This is a genomic window from Novosphingobium sp. SL115 (assembly GCF_026672515.1).
GTDB lineage: Bacteria > Pseudomonadota > Alphaproteobacteria > Sphingomonadales > Sphingomonadaceae > Novosphingobium.
The window spans coordinates 67942-89507 of the sequence record NZ_JAPPRG010000003.1; the positions used below are offsets into that span (position 1 = coordinate 67942).

Here is a 21566-nt window from a genome sequence, read left to right on the forward strand (position 1 = left end):
CTTCAATCAACCGCAGGTTGAGGCCTTGTTTATACTAGCACAGGTGACACCATGCCCGTGGTGTTTGGTTCGCCCCATGTGGCGAAAGTTCATCAATATGCGGCCCTCCTCAACGGGACGCGCGCAAGTCCCCTCCACGGGGATTGCAAGAACCCAGTCGGGATCGAATATCGCGCTGGTCAGGATGAGGCGTTGCACCGCCTCAAGCGTTGGAGTGAAGACGAAACGCTAGACATAGCTCCGGGCTATGGTCTTGTGGGGGACTGGCTCCCATCATTTCGCACCTCGGCAAGTCTGACCGTTAGGTGTCGCAAATGCGGCCCATGCCTGAAACAGCGTGCAAAGGTCTGGGCCACGCGCGGGCAAATTGAGCTGGTAGCGTCCCGCCGTTCATGGTTCGGCACGTTAACGCTTTCGCCGGAAAGTCGTTTTATCGCTCGTCTCAAGGCTGACGCCGCTGTGTCAAACAGCGCGCGTTGGAATGACCTTGATGACACCGAACAATTCAAGGAAATAGCAAAGGTGATACGTCGTGAATTCCAGCTATTTCTCAAGAGAGTGCGCAAACAATCTGGTGCACGTTTCAGGTATTTATGCACGACCGAGGCCCATAAGGACGGCTTTCCTCACGTGCATTTATTGCTTCATGAAGTATCAGAAACGCGCGTAACTAAGCGCCTATTGGAGAAGCAATGGCAACTAGGCATATCGCATTGGCGATTGGTCAATAATCATGACCATAAAGTGCCGTGGTATGTTGCTAAATACCTGACGAAAAGCATTCTGGCTAAGCCTGTCGCAAGCCTGCGTTATGGACGGCCTCCACTAGAGGCCTTGACGGAGACGATAGGCGACGCGGCGCTAGGGCGAAGCCCAGCGCCGGAAAACAACCCGCCGTCATGGTTGAAAAGCGGCGCTGTTCACGCTTGAACAGCGTCCCCATGATCTGGATAAGCTCGTTAAGTCTTTCATTGATAGGAGTGTGAAACATGGCTCTGTATGATGATCGTATGCCCGGTGAACAGGGGGCTACGAGAAGGGCAGGGGGGCTTAAGCGCCCCCCTCCAACCCCTACGCCCGGTTATAAAAACCCTCATAGGGATAAATATGGCCCTAAGCGCCATCCGGGCGTTGGAACGCCGCCAATACCGAAGCCCGCACCTCAAGCGGGTTATCAGCCTATTGGCGGCTCACGCGCGGTCCCGGCTTCGCTGGGCCGTCGCGTAGGTCGAGTCGTCGCGCGGCAGGTTCTCGGTCGCGCTCTCGATCTCACGGATGTAATTCAGCCGTGGCTAGACCCATCGCCATTTCGCGTGCCTGATCCTCGGAATGGCTGGCGTATGTGTTTCGTGTGCCCTCCGTGGCCCATCAATCATACGCAATACAGCAATCTCGGTGTTTGCACTCCCGCGATTGCTAACCTCTCGTGCCTCGGTGGGCAGGCTCTTTCGGCCAATCCGGGCACTGCTGGCGTTCCATCGGGTTATCAACCTCCTCCCACTGATCCGTCGCTTCGATCTGTCAGATACGGATACGCAACGCCAATCGGGAATCCGCCTGTCGGTTACCGTCAGCGCTATGTTGCTGACTACTTCCGCCCAGCGAGTTCAACTAGCTTGAACGCTGAACCTCTGGACGCGCCTTATGTCGCCGGGGGCTGGGCGCTTACGCCCCAAGTGAACCCTAACGTCATGCGTTATTTGCCTTCCGTTCCGCAGCTCGGATACGGGGAAGGGCTTGCTCCCCGCGAAATAACAGCCGACGAATTGGCGCAACGTCTCGACGCCGCGCCCGCCTCATCGACTGCGATTTCCGCAGGCGGCAGTTTGAACCCGCCGTCTATCGGTCGTGGTTCTGTCGGCTTAAGTTATCCACCGAAACCGCCAGTTATCGGGAATAACCACGAACGCCGAAAGCCTCCGCGCAATGTCCGCGAACGAAAGATGAGAGGGCCCGTTATGCTCGGCCTTATGTTGGCCGACGTAATTAGTGAGGGCGCGGAAGTTGTCGACGCAATCTTTGAGGCTCTCCCCAAAGATGTTCAAAAGAAATGGGACTGCAACCGGTCGGCAGCATTCATCGACAAGGCTGGTCAATACGGCATCGATAATGCCGATTGTAAGGCTAGGGCGCTTTGGCACAATTGGCATAAAGTCGATATCGTTGAAGCGGTTCGAAACATTATTGCCAATCAAATTGAAGACAAACTAATCGGCTATCTGCATAAAAATGCACCTCGCAACCTAATCAACGCTGGTGAGGATGGACAAAAGGCCTACGCCGAATTAGTTAAAGCATTCCTTGAGGAAATAGGTCTTCAGGATGGTAAGGGCTTTGACGGAATGAAAGGCCCTTACGCAAAGTTGGTGAAGTCACAATGAAGGGAAAATACAAATGGCATACTCTCGTGGCCGCCGTTCTGCTTACGGTGCTCGGTCTCGCGTCTCCCGGTTCGCTCGAAAGCCTCGTGCCGGTTATGGACGCGCTGCTCCCCGCCGTCTGACTTCACGCCGTTCAACCGCTCGCCGGGCTGCTCCGCAGACTGTGCGCATTGTTCTTGAAACGGCTCCGGTCAGCGCTGTGTCGCGCAATCCGCTTGCGCCGCTGATCGAAACAAAGCGGGGAAAAGCAAAGCTTTAAGCTTCGCTTTTTGGAATTCACAGGGCCCAGTTTGATAATAATAGTTATGTTAATTGAAACGCCGTGCCTCATATCACTGACGATCATGGCCTCGCTTTGTCGCTTCACACAACCGGCTTGCGGAAATTCAGATATTTGAATATTTCGCGGGTATGAATTCATCAACCAACACAATCCCAATCGCCATTCTACCGGGTCTTCTGTGCGATTCCCGGATGTTCCGGGGCCAGTTGGCGGGCCTGCCAAACCTTTCAGTCGTCGACGGGTTCTATGGCAACGCCGACCGGATCGAGGATATGGCCGCCTATGCACTTGCCCGCTTGCCCGACCGCTGCGTGGTGATCGGACATTCCATGGGTGCAAGAATTGCGCTTGAGGCATGGCGGCAGGTCCCGTCACGCATCGCAGGTATCGTTCTTTCAAGCACCGGCATACATTCGCCAAAGCCCGGCGAAGCGGAAAAGCGGCATGCCTTGCTGAACCTTGGCCGTGACCAGGGCATCGCTGCACTTGTCGCGCAGTGGCTGCCGCCGATGATCGGCCAGCAGCACCGCAGCAATATCCAGCTTGTCGACATGCTGACCAAGATGTGCGCAGCGGCAGGCATCGAAACATATGCCTGTCAGATCAACGCCTTGCTCAACCGGCCACCACTTGATGACGTGCTGCCCGCAATCTCTTGCCCGGCCATGGCCATCGTCGGTTCGGATGATGAATGGAGCCCGCCGGAACAGCATCGGGCCATCGCGGCAGCTATTCCGGGATGCGCTCTGCAGGTGGTCAGCGGTGCCGGACACATGCTGCCCGTCGAACAACCCGATGCCTTCAACCAGTGCGTTGCGGATTGGCTGGGCCAGCATCCGCAATTGGGCTGATCGGCGGAAATGATCTGTCGGGGCGACCAAATTTCGTTTGTGTTACTAACAAAATCTGGCAGAATGCCGGCAACAAACGGAGAGGATTTCCATGGCCCAGAATAACACGATAACCTTCTATGACCTTGCGTTGTCCACCGGCGCGACGATCAGCCCGTTCGTGTGGGCCACGAAATATGCCCTGAAGCACAAGGGCTTCGATCTTGACGTCGTGCCGGGCGGTTTCACCGGCATTCTTGAACGCACCGGCGGCAAGACCGAACGTCTGCCCGCGATTGCCGACGATGGCGAATTCGTGCTCGATAGCTGGGGCATCGTCGAATACCTCGACGCCAAGTATCCTGACCGCCCTGCCCTGATCCCGCATGAAAGCGTCGCAGCGACGCTCAAAGCGCTGGACAACTGGTTCTGGAATGCGGCGGTCGGCCCATGGATGTTCTGCTTCTGTCAGGATTACCGCGATCTTTCGCTGCCGCAGGACCACGAATACGTCACCCACAGCCGCGAAAAGATGCTGGGCCGCAAACTGGAAGACGTGCAGGCCGGACGCGAAGACCGCCTGCCCAAGATTTCCGCCGCGCTCGAACCGCTACGCGCCGCGCTGGCCCAGCACCCATGGCTTGGCGGACAATCGCCCAACTATGCCGATTTCCGCATCATGGGCGGCATCCTGTTCACCGCATCGGTGTGCAAGACGCCGGTTCTGGCCAATGATGATCCGTTGCGTGACTGGATCGAACGCTGCCTGGATCTGTTCGGCGGCCTTGGCCGCCATCCCGGCCTGTTCCCGCTGTTCGGGCTTGAGCAGCGCGAAGGCGACCCCGACCTGTTCAACCGCGCCGCAGGGCAAGGCGGCATTTACAAGCGCAACACCGGCCCGGAATCCACCCGCGCCGAAACCCAGCGCATTACCGAAGGCATGAAGGCCTGACCTCGTGCCCGGCGGCGGAATGATCCCCCGCCGTCGGGCACACTTCACGGTCTGATATTACCGCAGCTTCAGCGCCATGTCGGCAAAGGTCAGGCGGGTGTCGATGCGGGTATAGATGCGCATCGGGCGGCCTTGTGCATTTTCCAGATACAATCCGTTATCGCCAATGTTCGGCGCGGGGCGCGTCACATATTCGCTGGATGACGGATCGGGTTCGAACGACGATTGCAGCGCGGTCAGCGTGACCAGCGGATTGTCGCCAAGGATATAGGTTTCGCCAATGTCGAACCGGGCCTTGGCAGCCAGCGCCGCCAGCTTTTCGATATGGGCCACCAGCCACGCACCCAAAGCGCTTTGCCGCTTAAGTTCCTGCAATTCCGCATTGCTGACCAGCATCTGGCGATAGGCATTGCGCGGCACCTGCCAGATGGTGATGGCCGACTGGTTGAACACCACTTGTGTCGCCACACGGTCAATCGTCAGGTTGTATTCGGCGGCCGGCGCGCCGGGCGGCGGCACGGCAAGGCCGGGATGTTCCGCACCACCGATCCACACCAGCGTCATGCGCGTGGCAATGCGCGGCTCGATCAAGAGTGCCATGGCAAGGTCGGTCAGCCCGGCCCCGGCACAGTAATAGAGCGGGCGCGGATCATCGCGCAGGGCTTCGGCAATGATCGCATCGGTTGCCGGTGTCCGCGCAGGCACGGCGGCTGTTGCCAGCGCCCTTTCCACGCCTGCCAGCACAGGGACAGTCCCGCCAAGGCCCATCAGCGCCAGCAGTTCGCGCGCCTTGTCGGCTGCATTGGCAGCCTGTCGATCGCTGGGATCGAACGGCTCTTTTTCATGCAGGTGCGACCCGATGATCGCGCGGATATCAACCGACGGCGAACGCAGATGCTGGGCCAGTTGGAACAGGCCATCGGGATCGCCGGACAGATCATTGTCCACGATCACGCGGACGCGCCCTTGCGGATTGGCGTGCACCGGCATGGGCGCGATGCACAATGCCATGGCGGCACTGCCCATTGCCAAAACATCACGGCGGTTCATTCCGGCTTTCCTTCCACCGCGGCGGCAACCCGTTTCAGCACTACGGCGATGCGCTGTTCCAGCCCTGCGTCAAATCGCACGGCAGGCACAGCCACACTGAACGCGCCTGCCAGTTGTGCATCGAACCACACCGGAACCGCCATGCCGCAAATGCCCGGCGTTGCTTCTTCACGGGCGATGCTGATGCCGCGTGCCATGATCTGCGCGAAATCGGCGCGCAGATCAGCCTCGCCGGTGCGGGTGGAGGGGGTCAGCGCCTCGCGCTCCACATCAGCGAAATAGCGTGCCAGTTCCTGCGGTTCCATCCACGCCAGCAGAATCTTGCCCGCAGCCAATGCATGTAACGGGCGGCGTGTGCCCGGATCAACCGCATAGCGCAGCGCCTGATCGCTGGCTTCGGTGACCAGCGATTCCACTTCCCACCCGCGCCGGACCATGAACGACGACGTTTCGTTCAATTCGCTGCGCAGCGCGCGGACCAGCGGGGCCACCCGGTCTTCCAGCGTCAGCGCGGCAGCGGGCGCGCGCAGCCGTTCCAGCCCCGGCCCCGGCAAATAGCGCCGTCCTTCGCGGGCAAGGTATCCCCGTTCGGTCAAGGTCGCGAGCAGATAGGACAGGCTGCTGACCGGAATGGCCAGCGCGGCGGCGATTTCCTGCGCCACCGCGCCTTGGCGGTTGGCCACCACATATTCGATCACATCCAGCGTACGCATCGCCGATTTGACCGGGTTGGAGGCAGCACCTGCGCTCATTTGAAGATCAGGCTCCCGCGCCGTTCGGCAAAGCGCCAGCCTTCTGCCGTGCGGACGAAGCGGTCGTGGAATGATCCGACCAGCGGCGCGCCCTCGCCGGTGAACAGCAGCATGGCGCTGGTGCCGCGCGCGCTGTTTTCGCTGTCCACATCGATCACCACGTTGGAACAGACGTGGCGGGTGGTGCGCGCAGGGCGGGCCTTGAACGCGGCAAGGATCGCCGCGCGGCCTTCAATGCCTGCATCGGGCGCAGTGGGGCGGAACATCACCCCGTCTTCGGCATAGAGCGCCACCACTTCGTCCCAGCGCGCATCGTCGTTGAGATTGGCGTAAAGCGCGATCAGGCGGGCGCAGTCCTGTTCAGCCGCGCGGCGTTGATCCGGCGTCACAGGCGGCTGCCCGCAATGTCCGCGCCTTCGCGCAGCGCCTTCAGCTTGCGCCAGGTGACGATGGGATCAAGTTTGCCGTAACCGGCAAAGGTGCCGAAGCCGCAATCGGTGCTGGCCACCACACGGTCCGCGCCGACGATGGCGGCAAAGCGTTCAATGCGCTGGGCGATCAGTTCGGGGTGTTCAATATAGTTCGAGCAGGTGTCGATCAGGCCGGGCGCAAGGATCTTGTGATCGGGCAGCTTGGCGTCTTTCCACACCTTCCATTCGTGTTCGTGGCGCGGGTTGGCGGCTTCGAACAGGACGGTGGCAGGGCGCGCTTTCAGCACCACGTCGATCACCCGTTCCAGCGGAATGTCATGGTCGTGCGGGCCTTCGTAGTTGCCCCAGCAGATGTGCATGCGCATCTTTTCAGGCGGGATGTTGGCCGTGGCAGCGTTCAGCGCTTCGACATTGGCCGCCGCGACTTTCACGAATTCCTCGTCGGTCAGATCCTGATAGCCGGTGTGGCGGCTCATCGCCAGATCGGGGCAATCGAGCTGGAGGTAGAAGCCCTGCGCCACGATGGTTTCGTATTCCTCACGCATGGCATCGACCAGATCGGCGAGATAGGCTTCGTGAGTGGGGTAGTGACGGTTGACCTGAAACGCGGTGATGAGGCCGGGCGATGCGGCGTTCATGAAGGCCTGCGTGTCGGGCGCGGCGTGCTTTTCCAGCGCGGATTTGAAGCGGCGGATATCTTCGTGCAGCGGGTCGAGCGTGACCAGACGGACATCGCCGATGCACGATGCGCGGACGAATTCCTGGCTGCCCATGATGGCCGACAGCTTTTTGACGAGGTTGGGCACTTCGGCAAGGTCGGCCGCTGGTTTACGATCAATATGGCCGCCGAAGCCGGAGAGGCGTTCGATCATGTAGGTGGAGTAGCCGACTTTGCCCAGTTCGCCGTCCGAGACGACCGAGACGCCAGCTTCGACCTGCGCCTTGACCGCAGCGTCGACCGCCACTGACACCACGCGGTCAAATTCGGCGGCGTCATAGGCTTCACCCTTGTCGCGGGCCAGAAGCAGCGGCGTGAGTTCGTCGCCGCGTGGCAGGCTACCGACGTGGGTGGTTTTGATCTTCGCCATTCCTCAGGCCTCTCTCAAATTCATATCCGTGAAATGTTCATAGAGGTTCAGCAGCGCGAAACAAGCGGATTTGCGGGGTTTTCCCCTGTCTCGCCCCTGCTGGGGGTTTACACTGTTTACACAGTCCAGAGGGAAAGCCGTAAAGCCTCCCGTCGGGAAGGGAGAACGGAGTTTTTGCGGAAAAATGGCACTGGCGCGGACCATGCTGCTGCCATGACATGGGAAGGGGGTTGTAGGACAGGGCAATGCGCTGAAATCGTGCACGACAAACTGTCCTGAGCAGGGCGAGGCGTCCATACAATACACCGCGCCTCCACATTCATAAAACCTTGTATTGTCGAAGATCATTGCCCATATGGCATATGCGCCCTTTCGTTATATCGAACGAAATTCTGTCTGGCGGTGCCCCATCACAATCAGAAATTCTTTTTGATTGGCTTTCCTGAGGCAATAAAAACAATCGACATGCCATGGATTTTGACAGCCAAGTATGAGCGGTTTTGGACAGGCTAGCAAAAATGATTGCCTATTTTCTGCTCGTGCATCGCTATCCCAAGCAATTCAAGCGTCTGTTCAAAGCAATCTACGCACCGGGAAATCAGTATGTCGTTCATGTCGACAAACGATCGGGAGCAGCCTTGGCCGACGACATTGCCGACTTTCTGGCCCCCTACAAAGGCGTCGAAATCCTTGAACCTAAAGATGCGCTTTGGGGTGGCTACAGTCTGGTTGATGCTGAGTTGCGCGGCATGGCCCGCCTGCTTGAGATGGACGACCAGTGGACCCACTTCATCAACCTGTCCGGACAAGATTTTCCGCTAAAGAGCCAAAACTACATCCGCCAGTTTTTTGCCGCCAACCCCGGCAAGCAGTTCATTCGCACACTGGACCAGCGCAAGGAACGGCCAGAAACCCTGAATCGGGTCAGTCATGTCTTTGTCGAACAGCATGGCCGGATGACAGCCACCGGGATTTCGCGGCCCTATCTTTCCAAGGGTACGCCCTTCATCGGCACGCAATGGAAAGCCGTAACCCGCAGCTTCTGTGAATTTGTCTGCCATGACACGCGGGTTGAACGCTTCAAGGCTTTCTATCGCAACAGCTTCATTGCTGATGAAGCCTTTTTCCAAACTGTATTAATGAATATTGGAAATCACGGCATTGTCATAAATGATGATCTTCGGATGATTGACTGGGTTCCAGATGGAACCATTAAGCTTCGACCAAGAAATTTTGAAGAAAATGACATTTTCCAATTGAAAATAAGTAGAGATCTTTTTGCTCGAAAATTCGATGCAGAAATAGATTCTCAAATACTTACTATGCTGGAGAGGCATATCCAATCTCCGGGGGCAAATGTCTATCAACCGACGCCTCAGGCATCTCTTCCGCATTCATATTCTCGTAAAGTGGAACTTGTTGCCCTCTGAAAGGATCAACGCATGGCCAAATCACAGAAAAAATCGAACCGCGAAATCCGCAAGCCCAAGGCGGCCAAGCCAAAGCCGATTTTGTCGTCACCTCAAGACAAGCGTGGCGTGGTTCCAGGTCTTGACAACATGAAACGATAGGAGATCCTTCCTTATGCGTGTTCTGGCCAGTTTTTGCAGGCAACAAGAAGCCCTGCAGCGAGCACTAGCCACCAGCGAGCCATTGGAAAATCGCCGCAAGATTGCGCTCACGGCTGCAAAAGCATGGGAGTCTGAAGCTTTGCTGGCGGAAATGCAGACATCGAAGCCTGGGCAGACAAACCAGCCCCCTATCCCACGGGCACGCCGATCACCGCCTTCAATCCGCCGCGATCTGATCGGCCAAAGGTGAGCTCTCCGTTGAAGCGGAGCATAAGGAGGTTGGCGGTGGGGATGCCAAGGCCGAAGCCTGCGGTATCGCGCGTGCGGGCTTCGTCGAGGCGGAAGAACGGGTCGAGGATTTCGGTGAAGTAGGCAGGGTCTATGCCGGGACCATTGTCTTCCACGGTGATGGTGCAGCGGCCTTCGGCGGGGCATTCCACGGTGATTTCGGCGCGGGTACCATAATGCACCGCGTTTTCTGCCAGCGCGGTCAGCGTGAGGCGCAGAGGTTCGGGGAAGGTTATCGCTGCGGTGCTGCCCTGCCCCGCCCTTGTGACGGTAAGCGCCACGGGCAGGTCAGGCGTGGTGGTGCGGGCGTTGATCTGTTGGGCCACGGCTTTGGCCAGATCGACAAGATCGATCCGTTCGGGTTCGGCCATAAGGTGCTGGGCGCGCAGATAGGACTGGAGCGAGCCGAGCAGGCCCTCCATCTCGTTCACCGAGCCGGACACGATTTCGGCAATTTCTGCATCGTCGATAAGGTCTGCGGCGATTTTCTGGCGCGATAGCGGGGTGCGCAGATCGTGGCTGATGGCTTCGAACGATTTTGCCTGATCGGTCAGCAGACGCGCAATGCGGGTTTGCATGGTGTTCATGGCATGGGCCAGATCGCCCAGATCACGCGGGCCATGTTCGGAAATGTCCACCGCGCGGCCATGGCCGATAGCGTGAGCGGCGGCCGTCAGGCGGCGCAGCGGCTTGCCCAGCCAATACAGCGCGGCAAGGCCGAGCAGGAGAATGGCCGCCGTGCTGACCAGCGTGATGGTGATGGCGCGGGTGGCGATGGGCCAGTGGGCAGTGATGTCTTTTGACCGGAAGTTGAGCCAGCGGCCATCATCCATGCGCAGCGAACCGACAAGATCCTTATGCCCGCCGTGCTGTGACTGAAACGCGAGGCGCAGATTGCGGTTGGCCAGCGCTGGTTCCCAGGTGACGATCTCGCTCTTGATTTCGCGCAAGACATCGGTCTTTGCGACCTGCGGGGTTTGCGGGGCATTGGTGAGTTCGGCAGACAGATAGCGCGAACTGACCGTGCCCGGCGTGCGTTCTGGCGAGACGGCATAGAGCCGGGTGGACACGACCAGAAGTTCGGCCACGCGGCGGGCATGGTCTTCCTGCAGGGTGCGGCGATCAATCGCCTGATAGAACAGCAGGCTGGCGGCAAGCTGGATCGACGCCAGCAGGACGAACAGCAGCGCAACGACCACGGTAAAGCGCGGGGGGCTGCGGTTGGTCATCGGGCGTCCTCTCATATGCGGCGGATTCTTGAGTGTCCGCGCGGAACAGTGGTTTCATTGTGGACCGGTTTGGTCAACCTTGGTGGTATTGACCAAATGGGTGGCGGTCCGGTCATCCACCGGGCGGCGTCCGGTCATGCGCAGATAGAAGCGCGAGAAGTAGGACGGATCATCGAAGCCAATTTCGGCGGCAATCTGGCTGGCCGTGGCATTGGTGTAGCGCAGCAGACGGCGCGCTTCGAGCGTAAGGCGGCGGTGGATCACCTCCATCGGGCTGCAACCGAGGTGCGCGGCGGTAAGGCGCGACAGCGTGCGGCGGGTAAGGCCAAGCGAGGCGGCGTAGAAATCAAGCCCGTGGTGCTGGCGGAAATGGAGTTCGACCAGTTGGCGAAAGCGCGTGAGGCGCGGATCGGCGCGGGCGGCTTCATCCGCGACGGGAGTTTCGCGGGCAAGGGTGCGGATCAGGGCTTCGGCAAGGGCAAGGAACAGCGGGTCTTGTTCCTGCCATTCCTGTTGTAACCGCAGCATTTCATGCGCCAGCCAATGGGCACGGGCAGCAGCAGCAGGCGGCAGGGGTGCTGCGCCGCCTTGGGCCAGAGCGGTGAGCAACTGGTCTGCCGGGCCATGGGTGCGTGTGGAAAAGTCTGTGGACAGGGTGAGGACAAAGCCCCGCGTGCCTTGACGGAAGCGGAAGCCGTGGACGGCAGCGGCGGGCACGATCACCCTGCCCGGCCCTTCAAGATCGACCGTGGCGGTATCAAGCGTGATGGCGGCATGTCCCTCCTCTACCAGAAGGACTTGCACGAAATGATCGTGGCGATGGACGCCGATTTCCCAATCATGCAGCGCGCTGCGTTCGGCAATGGTTTCGATATGCGCGAAACCGCCGGAGGCCAGTGCCTGCCCTTCGCCATAGAGGGCATATGTGGGGATGGGCTGGGCCATGTCCTGAAAGTGCCAGTGGTTTGTCCTGTGCGGGCATTCCCGGTTTGGCCGCGTCCTGTCAAGTTACCGATCATTGCCCGGATGTCGGTTTTGCGGGCGCGTGGGAGAGTTTAGCGATGAAAACGCAAGTCGCCATTATTGGCGCGGGGCCTGCTGGCCTGCTGCTGGGCCATCTCTTGAAGGCCGAGGGCATCGAATGCGTAGTGCTGGAACGGCAGACGCCGGATTATGTGCTGGGCCGCATTCGTGCAGGCGTGCTGGAACAAATCACCGTAGGCCTGATGGATCGGCTGGGGCTGGGCGCACGACTGAAGGCTGAAGGGCTGGTCGAAGAAGGCTTCAATCTGGCCGATGGCGAACGCCTGATTCGCATCGACGTGGCGAACCTGACCGGCAAGACGGTGGTGGTCTATGGCCAGACCGAAATCACCCGCGACCTGATGGACGCGGCCCCCGAACGCGGGCTGCAGGTGGAATATGGCGTGGGCGATGTGGCGCTGTTCGATATCGAAAGCGATGCGCCTTATGTGACCTATACCAGGGACGGTGTCGCGCAGCGGGTGGACGCGCGGTTCATCGTTGGCTGCGACGGGTTCCACGGGCCGAGCCGCAAAGCCATTCCGGCTAGCGTGGCGCGCGAGTTCGAGCGAGTTTATCCGTTCGGCTGGCTGGGCATTCTGGCCGATGTGCCGCCGTGCAACCACGAACTGATCTATGCCAACCACGAACGCGGCTTTGCGCTGGCATCGATGCGCAGCCACACGCGCAGCCGCTATTACGTGGACGTGCCGCTGACCGAAAAGGTCGAAGACTGGAGCGATGATCGCGTGTGGGACGAACTGGCCGTGCGGCTGGGACCGGACGCTGCGGCGAACATGACGCGCGGGCCATCGATCGAAAAGTCGATCGCGCCGCTGCGGTCATACGTGTTCGAACCGATGCGCCATGGCAGCCTGCTGCTGTGCGGGGATGCCGCGCATATCGTGCCGCCAACCGGGGCCAAGGGGCTGAACCTTGCGGCGAGCGACGTGCATTATGCCGCCGAAGCGCTGGGCGCGTTCTTCAAGCGCGGCGACAACGACGCGGTGGTGGGCTATTCGGCCAAGGCGCTGGCGCGGGTGTGGAAGTCGGAACGGTTCAGCTGGTCGCTGACCAAGCTGATGCACCGTTTCCCCGATGATGGACCGTTCGAACGCGCGATGCAGGTGGCGGAACTGGATTACATCGCCACCAGCACTGCCGCGCAGACCAGCATTGCCGAAAATTACGTGGGCCTGCCCGTGTAAAGGCAAGGCTTTGTAATATCGTCATGCGCCCGTCACATAGCCGGGACAGAAAGCCCCTGTTCGACAGGGGCTTTTTGCATGCGGCATATCGATATTCTGCTTACCGGAGAGCTTTCGGGCGGGCGGGAAACTTTTCAGCATTCCGACCTTCGCGTGGTGTTCCATCGCTGGAAAGCGGATGCGCCGCTGCCATTGATGGAGGGCCAGCCGTGGGCCTTCATCGACTGGGTGCTGCCCGAACTGTCCGGGCTGGAACTGTGCCGCAGGCTGCGCTGCGCCGATGGGCTGGGCCAGAACGCGCATATCACGATGATTCTGGAAGAGGACGACGCCGAGGCGCGGCGAAGGGCGCTGCGCGCGGGCGCGGACGATTATATCATGGGACCGATTGACCGAAGCGCGCTGCTGGACCGCGTGCTGTCGGTGCAGTTACCCGAACACGAAGCCCCCGCCCGCACCCTGCGCATGGGCGACCTGACGCTGGATCTGGCGGCATTGCAGGCGCGGTGGCGGGAAAAGCCGCTGATGCTGATGCCCAACGAGCTGCGCCTGCTGCGTTACCTGATGGAACAGCCGGGCCATGTCTTCAGCCGCCAGCAGCTTATCACCGCGCTGGGCAAGCACGACCAGCCGATTGACGAACGCACCGTGGATGCATGGGTCAGCCGCCTGCGCCGCGCGCTGCGCGATGTCGGCGCAGGATCACCGCTGCGCACGGTGCGATCGCTGGGATACGTGCTCGACCGGCCCTGAACTTCCCGCTGCCTTCCCCACACCCCTCAAGGCAGTGATTGCCCCGCCCGGACATCCCTTATCCGGGCGGGTTTTTTTGTTCAGCAGCGGCCATTGCCACCTGCGCCGGATGATGCGCCGGGATCGTGGGAAAATCTTCTTCAGTAATAATTTTCTGTATGATTTCAGAAAATTACAAATTGTTTCAGACCCGACTTCCGCTTGCCTATTTGCGAACGAAAGGCAATTCGCGCTTCATTATCGCAAATCATTCGCATTAGCCAAGGGGGTTCAATGTCCGTGTTTCGTTTCAAGCTGGGTGCTGCGCATCGCTGCACGTCGGCGCTGGGCGCGTTGAGCGTGGCACTGGCCGCCATGCCCGCATTTGCAGCAGATGCAGAATCGGATCCGCAAATCGTGGTGACCGCCGCCGGGTTTGAACAGAAGATCGTCGATGCCCCCGCCAGCATCAGCGTGGTGACCGCCGAACAACTGGCGCAGCGCCCCTATATGACGCTGATCGATGCGGTGCGCGATCTTGAAGGCGTGGACGTGGGCGAAACGTCGGACAAGACAGGCCAGCGCACCATCAGCATTCGCGGCATGGGGCCAGAATACACGCTGCTGCTGATTAACGGAAAGCGCCAGAACAACCATGGCGACATCTATCCCAACAGCTTTGGCGGCAACCAGTTCAACCATATCCCACCGCTGGACACGGTGGAGCGCATCGAAGTGATCCGTGGCCCGGCATCGACGCTGTATGGTGCAGATGCCCTAGGCGGTGTCATCAACATCATCACCAAACCGGTCAGCCCGCGCTGGTCAGGTTCGGTCACAGTCGGTCGCAGCTTTCAAGAAGACGATCGCTTCGGCAATGACATGACGCTGGATGCCGCATTGGCCGGGCCGCTGGCAGGGGACTGGCTGGGCATAGCCTTGCGCGGTTCGATTTACGAACGGATGGCATCCAATCCGCAGTTTGAACCTGTGGTCGATCCGGCTGGCGTCACGCAAGTCCGCGCCCTGGGCTTTGGCGGTGGCGGGCGCACGGTGGACAACACCAATTTCAGCGTGGGCGGCACGCTTACCGTCAAAGTGGCCGAGGGCCACACCATTGATTTAGACTATGATATTTCCCGCCAGAAATACGACAATTCCCCGATGGTCGATCCGCAGACCGGCATTGTCAGCTTTCCGCTGGGCACGCTGGACGGTATCGACACGATCTGGCGGGCATCGCGCGGAGTGGTTGCGCCCCAGGTCGGCTATAAGGAAAAGCAGCAGTTCAACCGCACGAACTGGTCGATCACGCATCAGGGCGATTGGGGCTTTGGCAAAAGCTTCGTTTCGCTGGCCCATGTTGCCACCGAAAACCTTGGCCGCACCCGGCCTTTTTCGGTTGCGGAGCGCCTGCTGCTTCAGGAAATCTACAGCGCGCGCGGCATTTATGCAGGCCTGAGCGAAGCGGTGCGCCGCCAGATTGCGGCGGACACGTTCCTGCCCCGCCCCGACCGTGACCTTGAAAGCAGCCAATATACGCTGGACGGCCGTTTGGTCGTGCCGGTGGAAGGTTTTGCCGGGGGCCACGAATTCGTTGTAGGCGGGCAGTATATCAATGGCGATCTAAAGGACGGCGTGTTCGGGCTTGAAGCGTCAACCGATGGCCTTCAGGCGGTCCAGAAGCAAAAGCAGTGGTCGGTCTTTGCCGAAGATAACTGGTCGCCTTTCGAACCACTGACCATCACGTTGGGCATGCGCTATGACGAACATGACCTGTTTGGCGGCCAGTTCAGCCCGCGCGCCTATGCGGTGTGGAATGTGACGCCGACACTGGTTGTCAAAGGTGGCGTCAGCACCGGCTTCAAGACGCCCAAGACAACTGACCTCTATGACGGCATTCGCGGATTTGGCGGTCAGGGCACCAGCCCGATGATCGGCAATCCCGATCTTGTCCCCGAAACCAGCGTAAACACCGAAATTGCCGTATATTGGGATCCGACGCCGGGGACAGGCATCAACGTCACCTATTTCAAGAACGACTTCAACGACAAGATCGCCACCGCCACGGTCCAGCCTTGCGCGGTAACCGGCGGTGTGCGCCCTTGCGGCAATCTGGGAGATTATTGGGAAATTCTGGGTCTGGGTGGAACGATCAGCCAGCCCACCAACATCGACAAGGCGGTGATTCAGGGCGTGGAAGTGGCCGGCAGGCTGCGCCTGATCGACAGCGTGAACATCCGCGCGAACTATACCTTTACCGACAGCGAACAGAAGAGCGGGGCAAGCGCAGGCCTGCCGCTGACCAATACTGCGCGCCATATGGCCAATGCGTGGATCGACTGGGCGGTGACCCAGCGGTTGAGCACCCAGCTTAACGCCGAGCATCGGTCGCGCCGCTATCGCGGGGTGGACACGGTCACCGGCAACCAGCTTTATTTCCGCAGCTACACCGTTCTAAACCTGAGCGCGCAGTACCGGATCAATGACAGCATCACGATTGGCGGGCGAGTGAACAACCTGACGAACAAGGATTTCACCAGCTATCAGACCAACTTCATCGACAACGGCGATGGGTCATACACCGCCAGTTTCGTCGACGATTACAACAACAAGGACAAGGCCCGCAGTTACTGGGTCAGCCTGAACGCGCGGTTCTGATAGCTGATCACCCCGCCCGGATGGGCTGTTTCCGGGCGGGGTGTTCGAGCGTTTCCCACTTTAACGAGCAACAATGTATCTGGAAATCACGATGCGTTGTTGACGAACGCAAAATCCATCGGGTAATTCCGATGGATGGATACCGATAGCGCCCTGTCGATTCTGGCGGCTCTGGCCCACCCCACGCGGCTGGAGACGTTCAGGTTGCTTGTCCGGCATGAACCTGAAGGCCTTTCCACCGGACAACTGGTGGACGCCAGCGGCCTGAACCAGAGCACATTTTCCACCCATCTGGCCGTGCTGGCCAAGGCCGGCCTTGTCATGTCGGAAAAACGCGGGCGCCAGCAAATCCAGCGGGTCAACATCGATGCGCTGCGCGGTGTCATGCTATTTCTGGCCAAGGATTGCTGCCAGGGCCGCGCCGAATTGTGCGCGCCGCTGCTGGCCGAACTTACCTGCTGTTGAAGGACAAGCGACATGACCACTATCGTCATCTATCACAATCCCGAATGCGGAACGTCGCGCAACACATTGGCGCTGATCCGCAATTCGGGGGTTGAGCCGCATGTGGTGGAATACCTGAAAAGCCCGCCTTCGCGCGCTCTACTGGAAGACATGATTGCCACGGCACAGATCACGCCGCGTCAGTTGCTGCGTGAAAAGGGCACGCCTTTTGCCGAACTGGGGCTGGCGGACGAAACCCTGAGTGACGCGGCGCTGATCGATGCGATGATAGCGCACCCCATCCTTATCAATCGGCCACTCGTGGTAACGCCACTGGGCGTCAGGCTGTGCCGCCCGTCGGAGGCCGTGCTGGATATCCTGCCTGATGCGCAGCGCGGCGCATTTGCCAAGGAAGATGGCGAACAGGTGGTGGACGCCACCGGCAAGCGCACGCAACCGGCATGAAATGCAGCCCGAATTGCCGGGCGATTGCCGCCGAAGCGCTGGGTAGCGCGTTGCTGTTCGCAACGGTGATCGGATCGGGCATCATGGCCGAAATGCTGTCGGGTGGAAACGTGGCGGTGGCGCTGTTGGGCAATACGCTGGCGACGGGCGCAATGCTGTTTGTGCTGATCGCCATGTTCGGCCCGGTATCGGGCGCACATTTCAACCCGGCGGTGACGCTGGTAATGCGGCTGCGTGGCGAAATTCGCAGCGACACTGCGCTGGCCTATGTGCTGGCGCAGCTTGTCGGCGGGATTGTGGGCGTGTGGGCGGCGCACCTGATGTTCGACATGCCGATCCTGCAAGTGTCTGACAAGGTGCGGACCGGCACCGGGCAATGGGCTGGCGAGGCGATTGCCACGTTCGGGCTGGTGCTGACAATTCTCGGCACGGCGAAGATGCGCCCCGCCTGCATTCCGGCCAGCGTCGCGTTGTATATCACCGCCGCATACTGGTTCACGTCATCCACCAGCTTTGCCAATCCGGCGATCACCGTGGCGCGATCCATGAGCGACAGTTTTGCCGGGATTGCGCCGCTGGACGTGCCCGCATTCATCGCCGCGCAACTGGCCGGAGCCGTTGCGGCCTTGCTGGTGGCCGCGGTCATTTTTGACGATACTTCAAAGGATACTGCATGAGCCGTCTGCGCGCCCTGCCCGAACCCGATCATCTGCCCGCACTAGACCGCCGCTTTCTGATTGATCGCCCAGCGATAGGGCTGGGTGGCGACCAGCCACCGGTGCGCATCCTGCTGCTGTATGGTTCCTTGCGCGAACGGTCGTTCTCGCGGCTGGCGGTGGAGGAAGCGGCGCGCATTCTTCAGGCATTCGGAGCCGAAACGCGCATCTTCGACCCATCGGACCTGCCCCTGCCCGACCAGATCGCGGGCGATGACCATCCGGCGGTTCATGAACTGCGCGAACTTTCACTGTGGTCCGAAGGTCAGGTCTGGTGCAGCCCGGAACGCCACGGTGCGATTACGGGCATCATGAAAGCGCAGATCGACCATCTGCCGCTGGAGATGAAAGGCCGCCGTCCGACGCAAGGGCGAACGCTGGCAGTGATGCAGGTTTCGGGCGGTTCGCAATCGTTCAATGCGGTGAACACGTTGCGCCTGTTGGGCCGGTGGATGCGCATGTTCACCATACCCAACCAGTCGTCTGTCGCCATGGCCTACAAGGAATTCGACGAAGCGGGCCGGATGAAGCCGTCCAGCTATTACGACCGGATCGTCGATGTGATGGAAGAACTGGTGCGGATAACCGTGCTGATGCGCCCCCATGCAGGTCAGTTGGTTGACCGATATTCCGAACGCAAGGCGTCTGGCACGATGGTCGATCCGTCAGCAGACCGGGCAAACGCGGCACTTGCCGATAGTGCGTGAGCGATACCAACCCAAAAAAAGAGGCGGCCTCTGGTGAAGGCCGCCTCCTGAGGGTGGATTGTTGAGGGGGATCAGAACTTCATCGAGGCCGAAAGCTGGAAGGTGCGGCCCACGTCATAAGTGTTCACTTCAACCCGGTTGCTGCCCGACTGCTGATATTCGAAGTTCTTGCGACCGGTCAGGTTGCGGGCTTCGAACTTCAGCTCCAGTTCCTTCTTGAACAGATCGAAGCCCTGACGGACGACGAAATCGATGCGCAGGCCGGGATCCTGGAAGATGTCCGGTTGCCCTGTGTTGAGCAGGCCACGGCTGAACACGCGCTTGCTGGCATAGCTGAACATCAGCGTCTGCTGCGAAAGGCCATCGGTATCTTCAAGACCGATCTGGACGTTGGCGATGTGTTCGGACTGCCCGGTCAGCGGTGCGCCATCGGTGAAGTAGTCCAGCGCGCGGTTGGATGCGGCGAGGTAATACGACGTGGTATCGCCTTCCTTCACCTTCAGCTTCGACTTGGTGTAAGTGTAGTTGGGGATCAGCGCCAGGCGCCGCCCTTCCCACATGCCGCCCCAGTCGGACAGGTCGAAATACTTCTGCAGTTCAAGCTCAACGCCATAGAGATCAGCCTCCGGCGCGTTGGCGAAGCTGGTGACGAAGTTGTCGCTTTCGAGGCTGACGAAGCTTTCGATGGGATTCTTGATCTTCTTCCAGAAGCCCGAAACCGAGAAGCGCTGATCGCGGTCGAAATACCATTCATAGCGCGCTTCGGCGTTGGTAAGCTGGCTGTCCTGAAGGTTGGGGTTGCCGCGATAGGTGCGGTTGGTGTCAGGATCGAAGTAGAACTGATAGATCAGCTCGCGGAACTGCGGGCGGGCGATGGTCTTCGATGCGTTGACGCGCACCTGCATGTCATCGCGGAACGACCACGTAAGGGTTGCAGCGGGCAGCCAGTAGTCGTTGTTCAGGCTGGTCGGTGACGTGACGCCAGCAGTGTCGTTGAACACCTGAATGGGCGAGACGACCAGCTTGGCGGTTTCATAGCGCACGCCTGCATCAAGCTGCAGCGTATCGGAAAGCTGCGCGTCGATCTTGGCATAGGCGCCGTGGTTGCGCAGCGTGGCGAGGAAGGCAGGGTTGCCTTCGTTGGTGTCGATCAGGCCGATGTTGAACGCTTCGATCACCGAATGGCTGAGCAGGTAATCGGGGCGGAACATGTTCACGCCATCGGGCAGATCGGTGGCGCGGAACTGAAAGTCGCGGCGCGAACTGGTGCGGCGCGTATCGGCATAGGCATAGCCGACCGTGGCGGTAACGGCGGGCATGATCTTGTACGAAACGTCGATGCCGCCTGACCACAGATCTTCATTCAGGTCGGAGAAGCTGACCGTGGCCTTGCCCGCGTTGCCATCGAGGTTGTTGACGAAATACTGGCCGAGCGGATCGGATTCGACATTCGTGCGGACATATTCGAAGCCGAGTTCATAGGGCGCTTCGCGCTGCGAATTGGCAAAGCCGCCGCGCAGATCGACGCTGAGGCCATCGAGCGGCTTCAATTCGGCAACGATCTGGGTGTCGATGAGCTGGCGTTCGTACCAGGCGGTTTCCTGCTGCTGGTAATCAACGGTGGTCTGGTTGCGCTGACCCAGGCTCATCCGCGTGTGCTTGAGCGTGTCGCGGATGTAGAGGTTGGTCCAGCGGATCTTGTTGCGGCCAAATTCAAGGCCGAGGCCAAGCATACCGTTGACGACGATGCGATTGTCGGTGGTGACGCGGCGGAAGTTGGACTGAAGATCGGCCAGATCGGAATCCACCGAGGTCTGGCTGAGGACGTCGCGCGTGGTCCACTTGTTGTTGTAGCCTGCGGTGGCGATCACGCCCAACGTGGCTTCGCCCAATTCAAACGACTTGCCCGCCGAAAGCGTGGCCGACCAGTTGGGGGCCATGTTGGGGATCTTCTGGGTCAGGCCATTGCGGGTGTTGACGATGCCCTTGGCCAGTTCAACGCCATCGACATTGCCCGCGCTGAGGCGTTCGCCGCTGGCAAAAAAGCTGCTGAGGGCGCTGGTGAAATCGCGCTGGCCATTGTCGAACCCGGTCCAGTCGGTGCTGGAGCCATAGTAGGTATAGCCAAGCTGGTTGGTGGTTTCGGTATCGACGCCAATGCCGCCGCCAATGCTGACGAAGGCCTCTTGCGGCACCGACTTGGTGGTGAGATTGACCACACCGCCGCCGAATTCACCCGGATAGTTCACCGAATAGGACTTCTGCACCAGCGACGAGGCGATGATGCTGGAGGGGAACAGGTCGAGCGGGACGACGCGCTTGAGCGGTTCGGGGCTGGGCAGCGGCGAGCCGTTGAGCAGTGCGAGCGAATAGCGATCGCCCAGACCGCGCACATAGACATAGCCGTTGCCGACCACGCTGAGGCCGGTGACGCGGCCAAGCGCGCCTGCGATGTTGCCTTCGCCGGTACGGGCAATTTCTGCCGTGCCAAGGACCGACACAACCTGCGGAGCGGCGCGCTGGATATTGCGATCACGCTGGCCGGTGACGACGATTTCGCCGCCGGGGATCGAGACTTCGGGCGCTTCTTCCTGCGGTGCTTCGGCAGCGGCATCGACAGGCGCATCCACAACCGGTTCAGCCGGAGGGGTGGCATCCTGCGCGAAAGCGACTGCCGGAGCGAGCAGCGCGGTGGAAAGCAGCAGCATGGTTGCGAGCCGCGGCGTATTCATGGTGTCGTCCCCCCTGGGGAAAA

General features: G+C 60.0%; 20 protein-coding genes. 13 read left to right on the forward strand and 7 right to left on the reverse strand.

Annotated features, from left to right (window positions below):
* The first annotated feature begins 51 nt into the window (after positions 1-51).
* The 4 genes from OVA07_RS16575 (at position 52) to OVA07_RS16590 (ending at position 4446) form a co-directional block, all read left to right on the forward strand.
* Positions 52-930: a rolling circle replication-associated protein gene (locus OVA07_RS16575; RefSeq protein ID WP_268172785.1), complete on the forward strand. Its 879-nt coding sequence runs from the start codon at positions 52-54 to the stop codon at positions 928-930.
* Between the two features lie 686 nt (positions 931-1616).
* Positions 1617-2381, forward strand: coding sequence for a hypothetical protein (locus OVA07_RS16580; protein ID WP_268172786.1), 765 nt, complete (start codon positions 1617-1619; stop codon positions 2379-2381).
* Positions 2382-2855: 474 nt separating this feature from the next.
* Positions 2856-3515 carry an alpha/beta fold hydrolase gene (locus OVA07_RS16585; RefSeq protein WP_268172787.1) on the forward strand — a complete coding sequence of 220 codons (660 nt, stop codon included), beginning with the start codon at positions 2856-2858 and terminating at the stop codon, positions 3513-3515.
* A gap of 91 nt (positions 3516-3606) precedes the next feature.
* On the forward strand, positions 3607-4446 hold the full coding sequence (locus OVA07_RS16590; protein ID WP_268172788.1) for a beta-etherase: 840 nt from the start codon (positions 3607-3609) through the stop codon (positions 4444-4446).
* Positions 4447-4503: 57 nt separating this feature from the next.
* On the opposite strand, the gene OVA07_RS16595 is transcribed toward OVA07_RS16590, so the two are convergent.
* The 4 genes from OVA07_RS16595 to OVA07_RS16610 are packed head-to-tail and all read right to left on the reverse strand — an operon-like array spanning position 4504 to position 7767.
* The gene (locus OVA07_RS16595; protein WP_268172789.1) at positions 4504-5496 is read right to left on the reverse strand and encodes a nucleoside hydrolase; all 993 of its coding nucleotides are present in this window, start codon (positions 5494-5496) and stop codon (positions 4504-4506) included.
* Positions 5493-6248, reverse strand: coding sequence for an IclR family transcriptional regulator (locus OVA07_RS16600; RefSeq protein ID WP_268172790.1), 756 nt, complete (start codon positions 6246-6248; stop codon positions 5493-5495). The genes OVA07_RS16595 and OVA07_RS16600 overlap by 4 nt, the downstream gene beginning before the upstream one ends.
* Positions 6245-6637: a nuclear transport factor 2 family protein gene (locus tag OVA07_RS16605; protein WP_268172791.1), complete on the reverse strand. Its 393-nt coding sequence runs from the start codon at positions 6635-6637 to the stop codon at positions 6245-6247. The genes OVA07_RS16600 and OVA07_RS16605 overlap by 4 nt, the downstream gene beginning before the upstream one ends.
* Complete coding sequence (locus OVA07_RS16610) at positions 6634-7767, reverse strand: cobalamin-independent methionine synthase II family protein (protein ID WP_268172792.1); 1134 nt, start codon at positions 7765-7767, stop codon at positions 6634-6636. Before OVA07_RS16610 ends, OVA07_RS16605 begins: the two co-directional genes overlap by 4 nt.
* 518 nt (positions 7768-8285) lie before the next feature.
* Here OVA07_RS16610 and OVA07_RS16615 point away from each other — a divergent pair.
* Together OVA07_RS16615 and OVA07_RS16620 are read left to right on the forward strand one after the other, a co-directional pair.
* Positions 8286-9197: a beta-1,6-N-acetylglucosaminyltransferase gene (locus OVA07_RS16615; protein WP_268172793.1), complete on the forward strand. Its 912-nt coding sequence runs from the start codon at positions 8286-8288 to the stop codon at positions 9195-9197.
* A 12-nt stretch (positions 9198-9209) separates the two neighbouring features.
* Positions 9210-9338 (forward strand): hypothetical protein, encoded by a 129-nt coding sequence (locus OVA07_RS16620; protein WP_268172794.1) that lies wholly within the window; start codon positions 9210-9212, stop codon positions 9336-9338.
* 188 nt (positions 9339-9526) lie between these two features.
* On the opposite strand, the gene OVA07_RS16625 is transcribed toward OVA07_RS16620, so the two are convergent.
* Together OVA07_RS16625 and OVA07_RS16630 are read right to left on the reverse strand one after the other, a co-directional pair.
* Positions 9527-10855: an ATP-binding protein gene (locus tag OVA07_RS16625; protein WP_268172795.1), complete on the reverse strand. Its 1329-nt coding sequence runs from the start codon at positions 10853-10855 to the stop codon at positions 9527-9529.
* 54 nt (positions 10856-10909) lie between these two features.
* On the reverse strand, positions 10910-11800 hold the full coding sequence (locus OVA07_RS16630; RefSeq protein ID WP_268172796.1) for a helix-turn-helix domain-containing protein: 891 nt from the start codon (positions 11798-11800) through the stop codon (positions 10910-10912).
* 116 nt (positions 11801-11916) lie between these two features.
* Between OVA07_RS16630 and pobA the strand changes: the two genes are divergently transcribed.
* The 7 genes from pobA to arsH all read left to right on the forward strand — a co-directional run bounded on the left by pobA (position 11917) and on the right by arsH (position 18811).
* A complete protein-coding gene (gene pobA, locus OVA07_RS16635; RefSeq protein ID WP_268172797.1) occupies positions 11917-13086 on the forward strand; it encodes a 4-hydroxybenzoate 3-monooxygenase in 1170 nt (389 codons plus the stop codon).
* 78 nt (positions 13087-13164) lie between these two features.
* Positions 13165-13839 (forward strand): winged helix-turn-helix transcriptional regulator, encoded by a 675-nt coding sequence (locus OVA07_RS16640; protein WP_268172798.1) that lies wholly within the window; start codon positions 13165-13167, stop codon positions 13837-13839.
* Between the two features lie 273 nt (positions 13840-14112).
* On the forward strand, positions 14113-16479 hold the full coding sequence (locus OVA07_RS16645; RefSeq protein ID WP_268172799.1) for a TonB-dependent receptor domain-containing protein: 2367 nt from the start codon (positions 14113-14115) through the stop codon (positions 16477-16479).
* 135 nt (positions 16480-16614) lie between these two features.
* Positions 16615-16944, forward strand: coding sequence for an ArsR/SmtB family transcription factor (locus OVA07_RS16650; RefSeq protein ID WP_268172800.1), 330 nt, complete (start codon positions 16615-16617; stop codon positions 16942-16944).
* Between the two features lie 12 nt (positions 16945-16956).
* Positions 16957-17388 (forward strand): arsenate reductase (glutaredoxin), encoded by a 432-nt coding sequence (arsC, locus tag OVA07_RS16655; protein WP_268172801.1) that lies wholly within the window; start codon positions 16957-16959, stop codon positions 17386-17388.
* Positions 17385-18065: an aquaporin gene (locus OVA07_RS16660; protein ID WP_268172802.1), complete on the forward strand. Its 681-nt coding sequence runs from the start codon at positions 17385-17387 to the stop codon at positions 18063-18065. The genes arsC and OVA07_RS16660 overlap by 4 nt, the downstream gene beginning before the upstream one ends.
* Positions 18062-18811 (forward strand): arsenical resistance protein ArsH, encoded by a 750-nt coding sequence (arsH, locus tag OVA07_RS16665; RefSeq protein ID WP_268172803.1) that lies wholly within the window; start codon positions 18062-18064, stop codon positions 18809-18811. Before OVA07_RS16660 ends, arsH begins: the two co-directional genes overlap by 4 nt.
* A 71-nt stretch (positions 18812-18882) precedes the next feature.
* On the opposite strand, the gene OVA07_RS16670 is transcribed toward arsH, so the two are convergent.
* Entirely contained in the window at positions 18883-21543 is a 2661-nt protein-coding gene (locus tag OVA07_RS16670) for a TonB-dependent receptor domain-containing protein (protein WP_268172804.1), read from the reverse strand.
* Positions 21544-21566 lie beyond the last annotated feature (23 nt).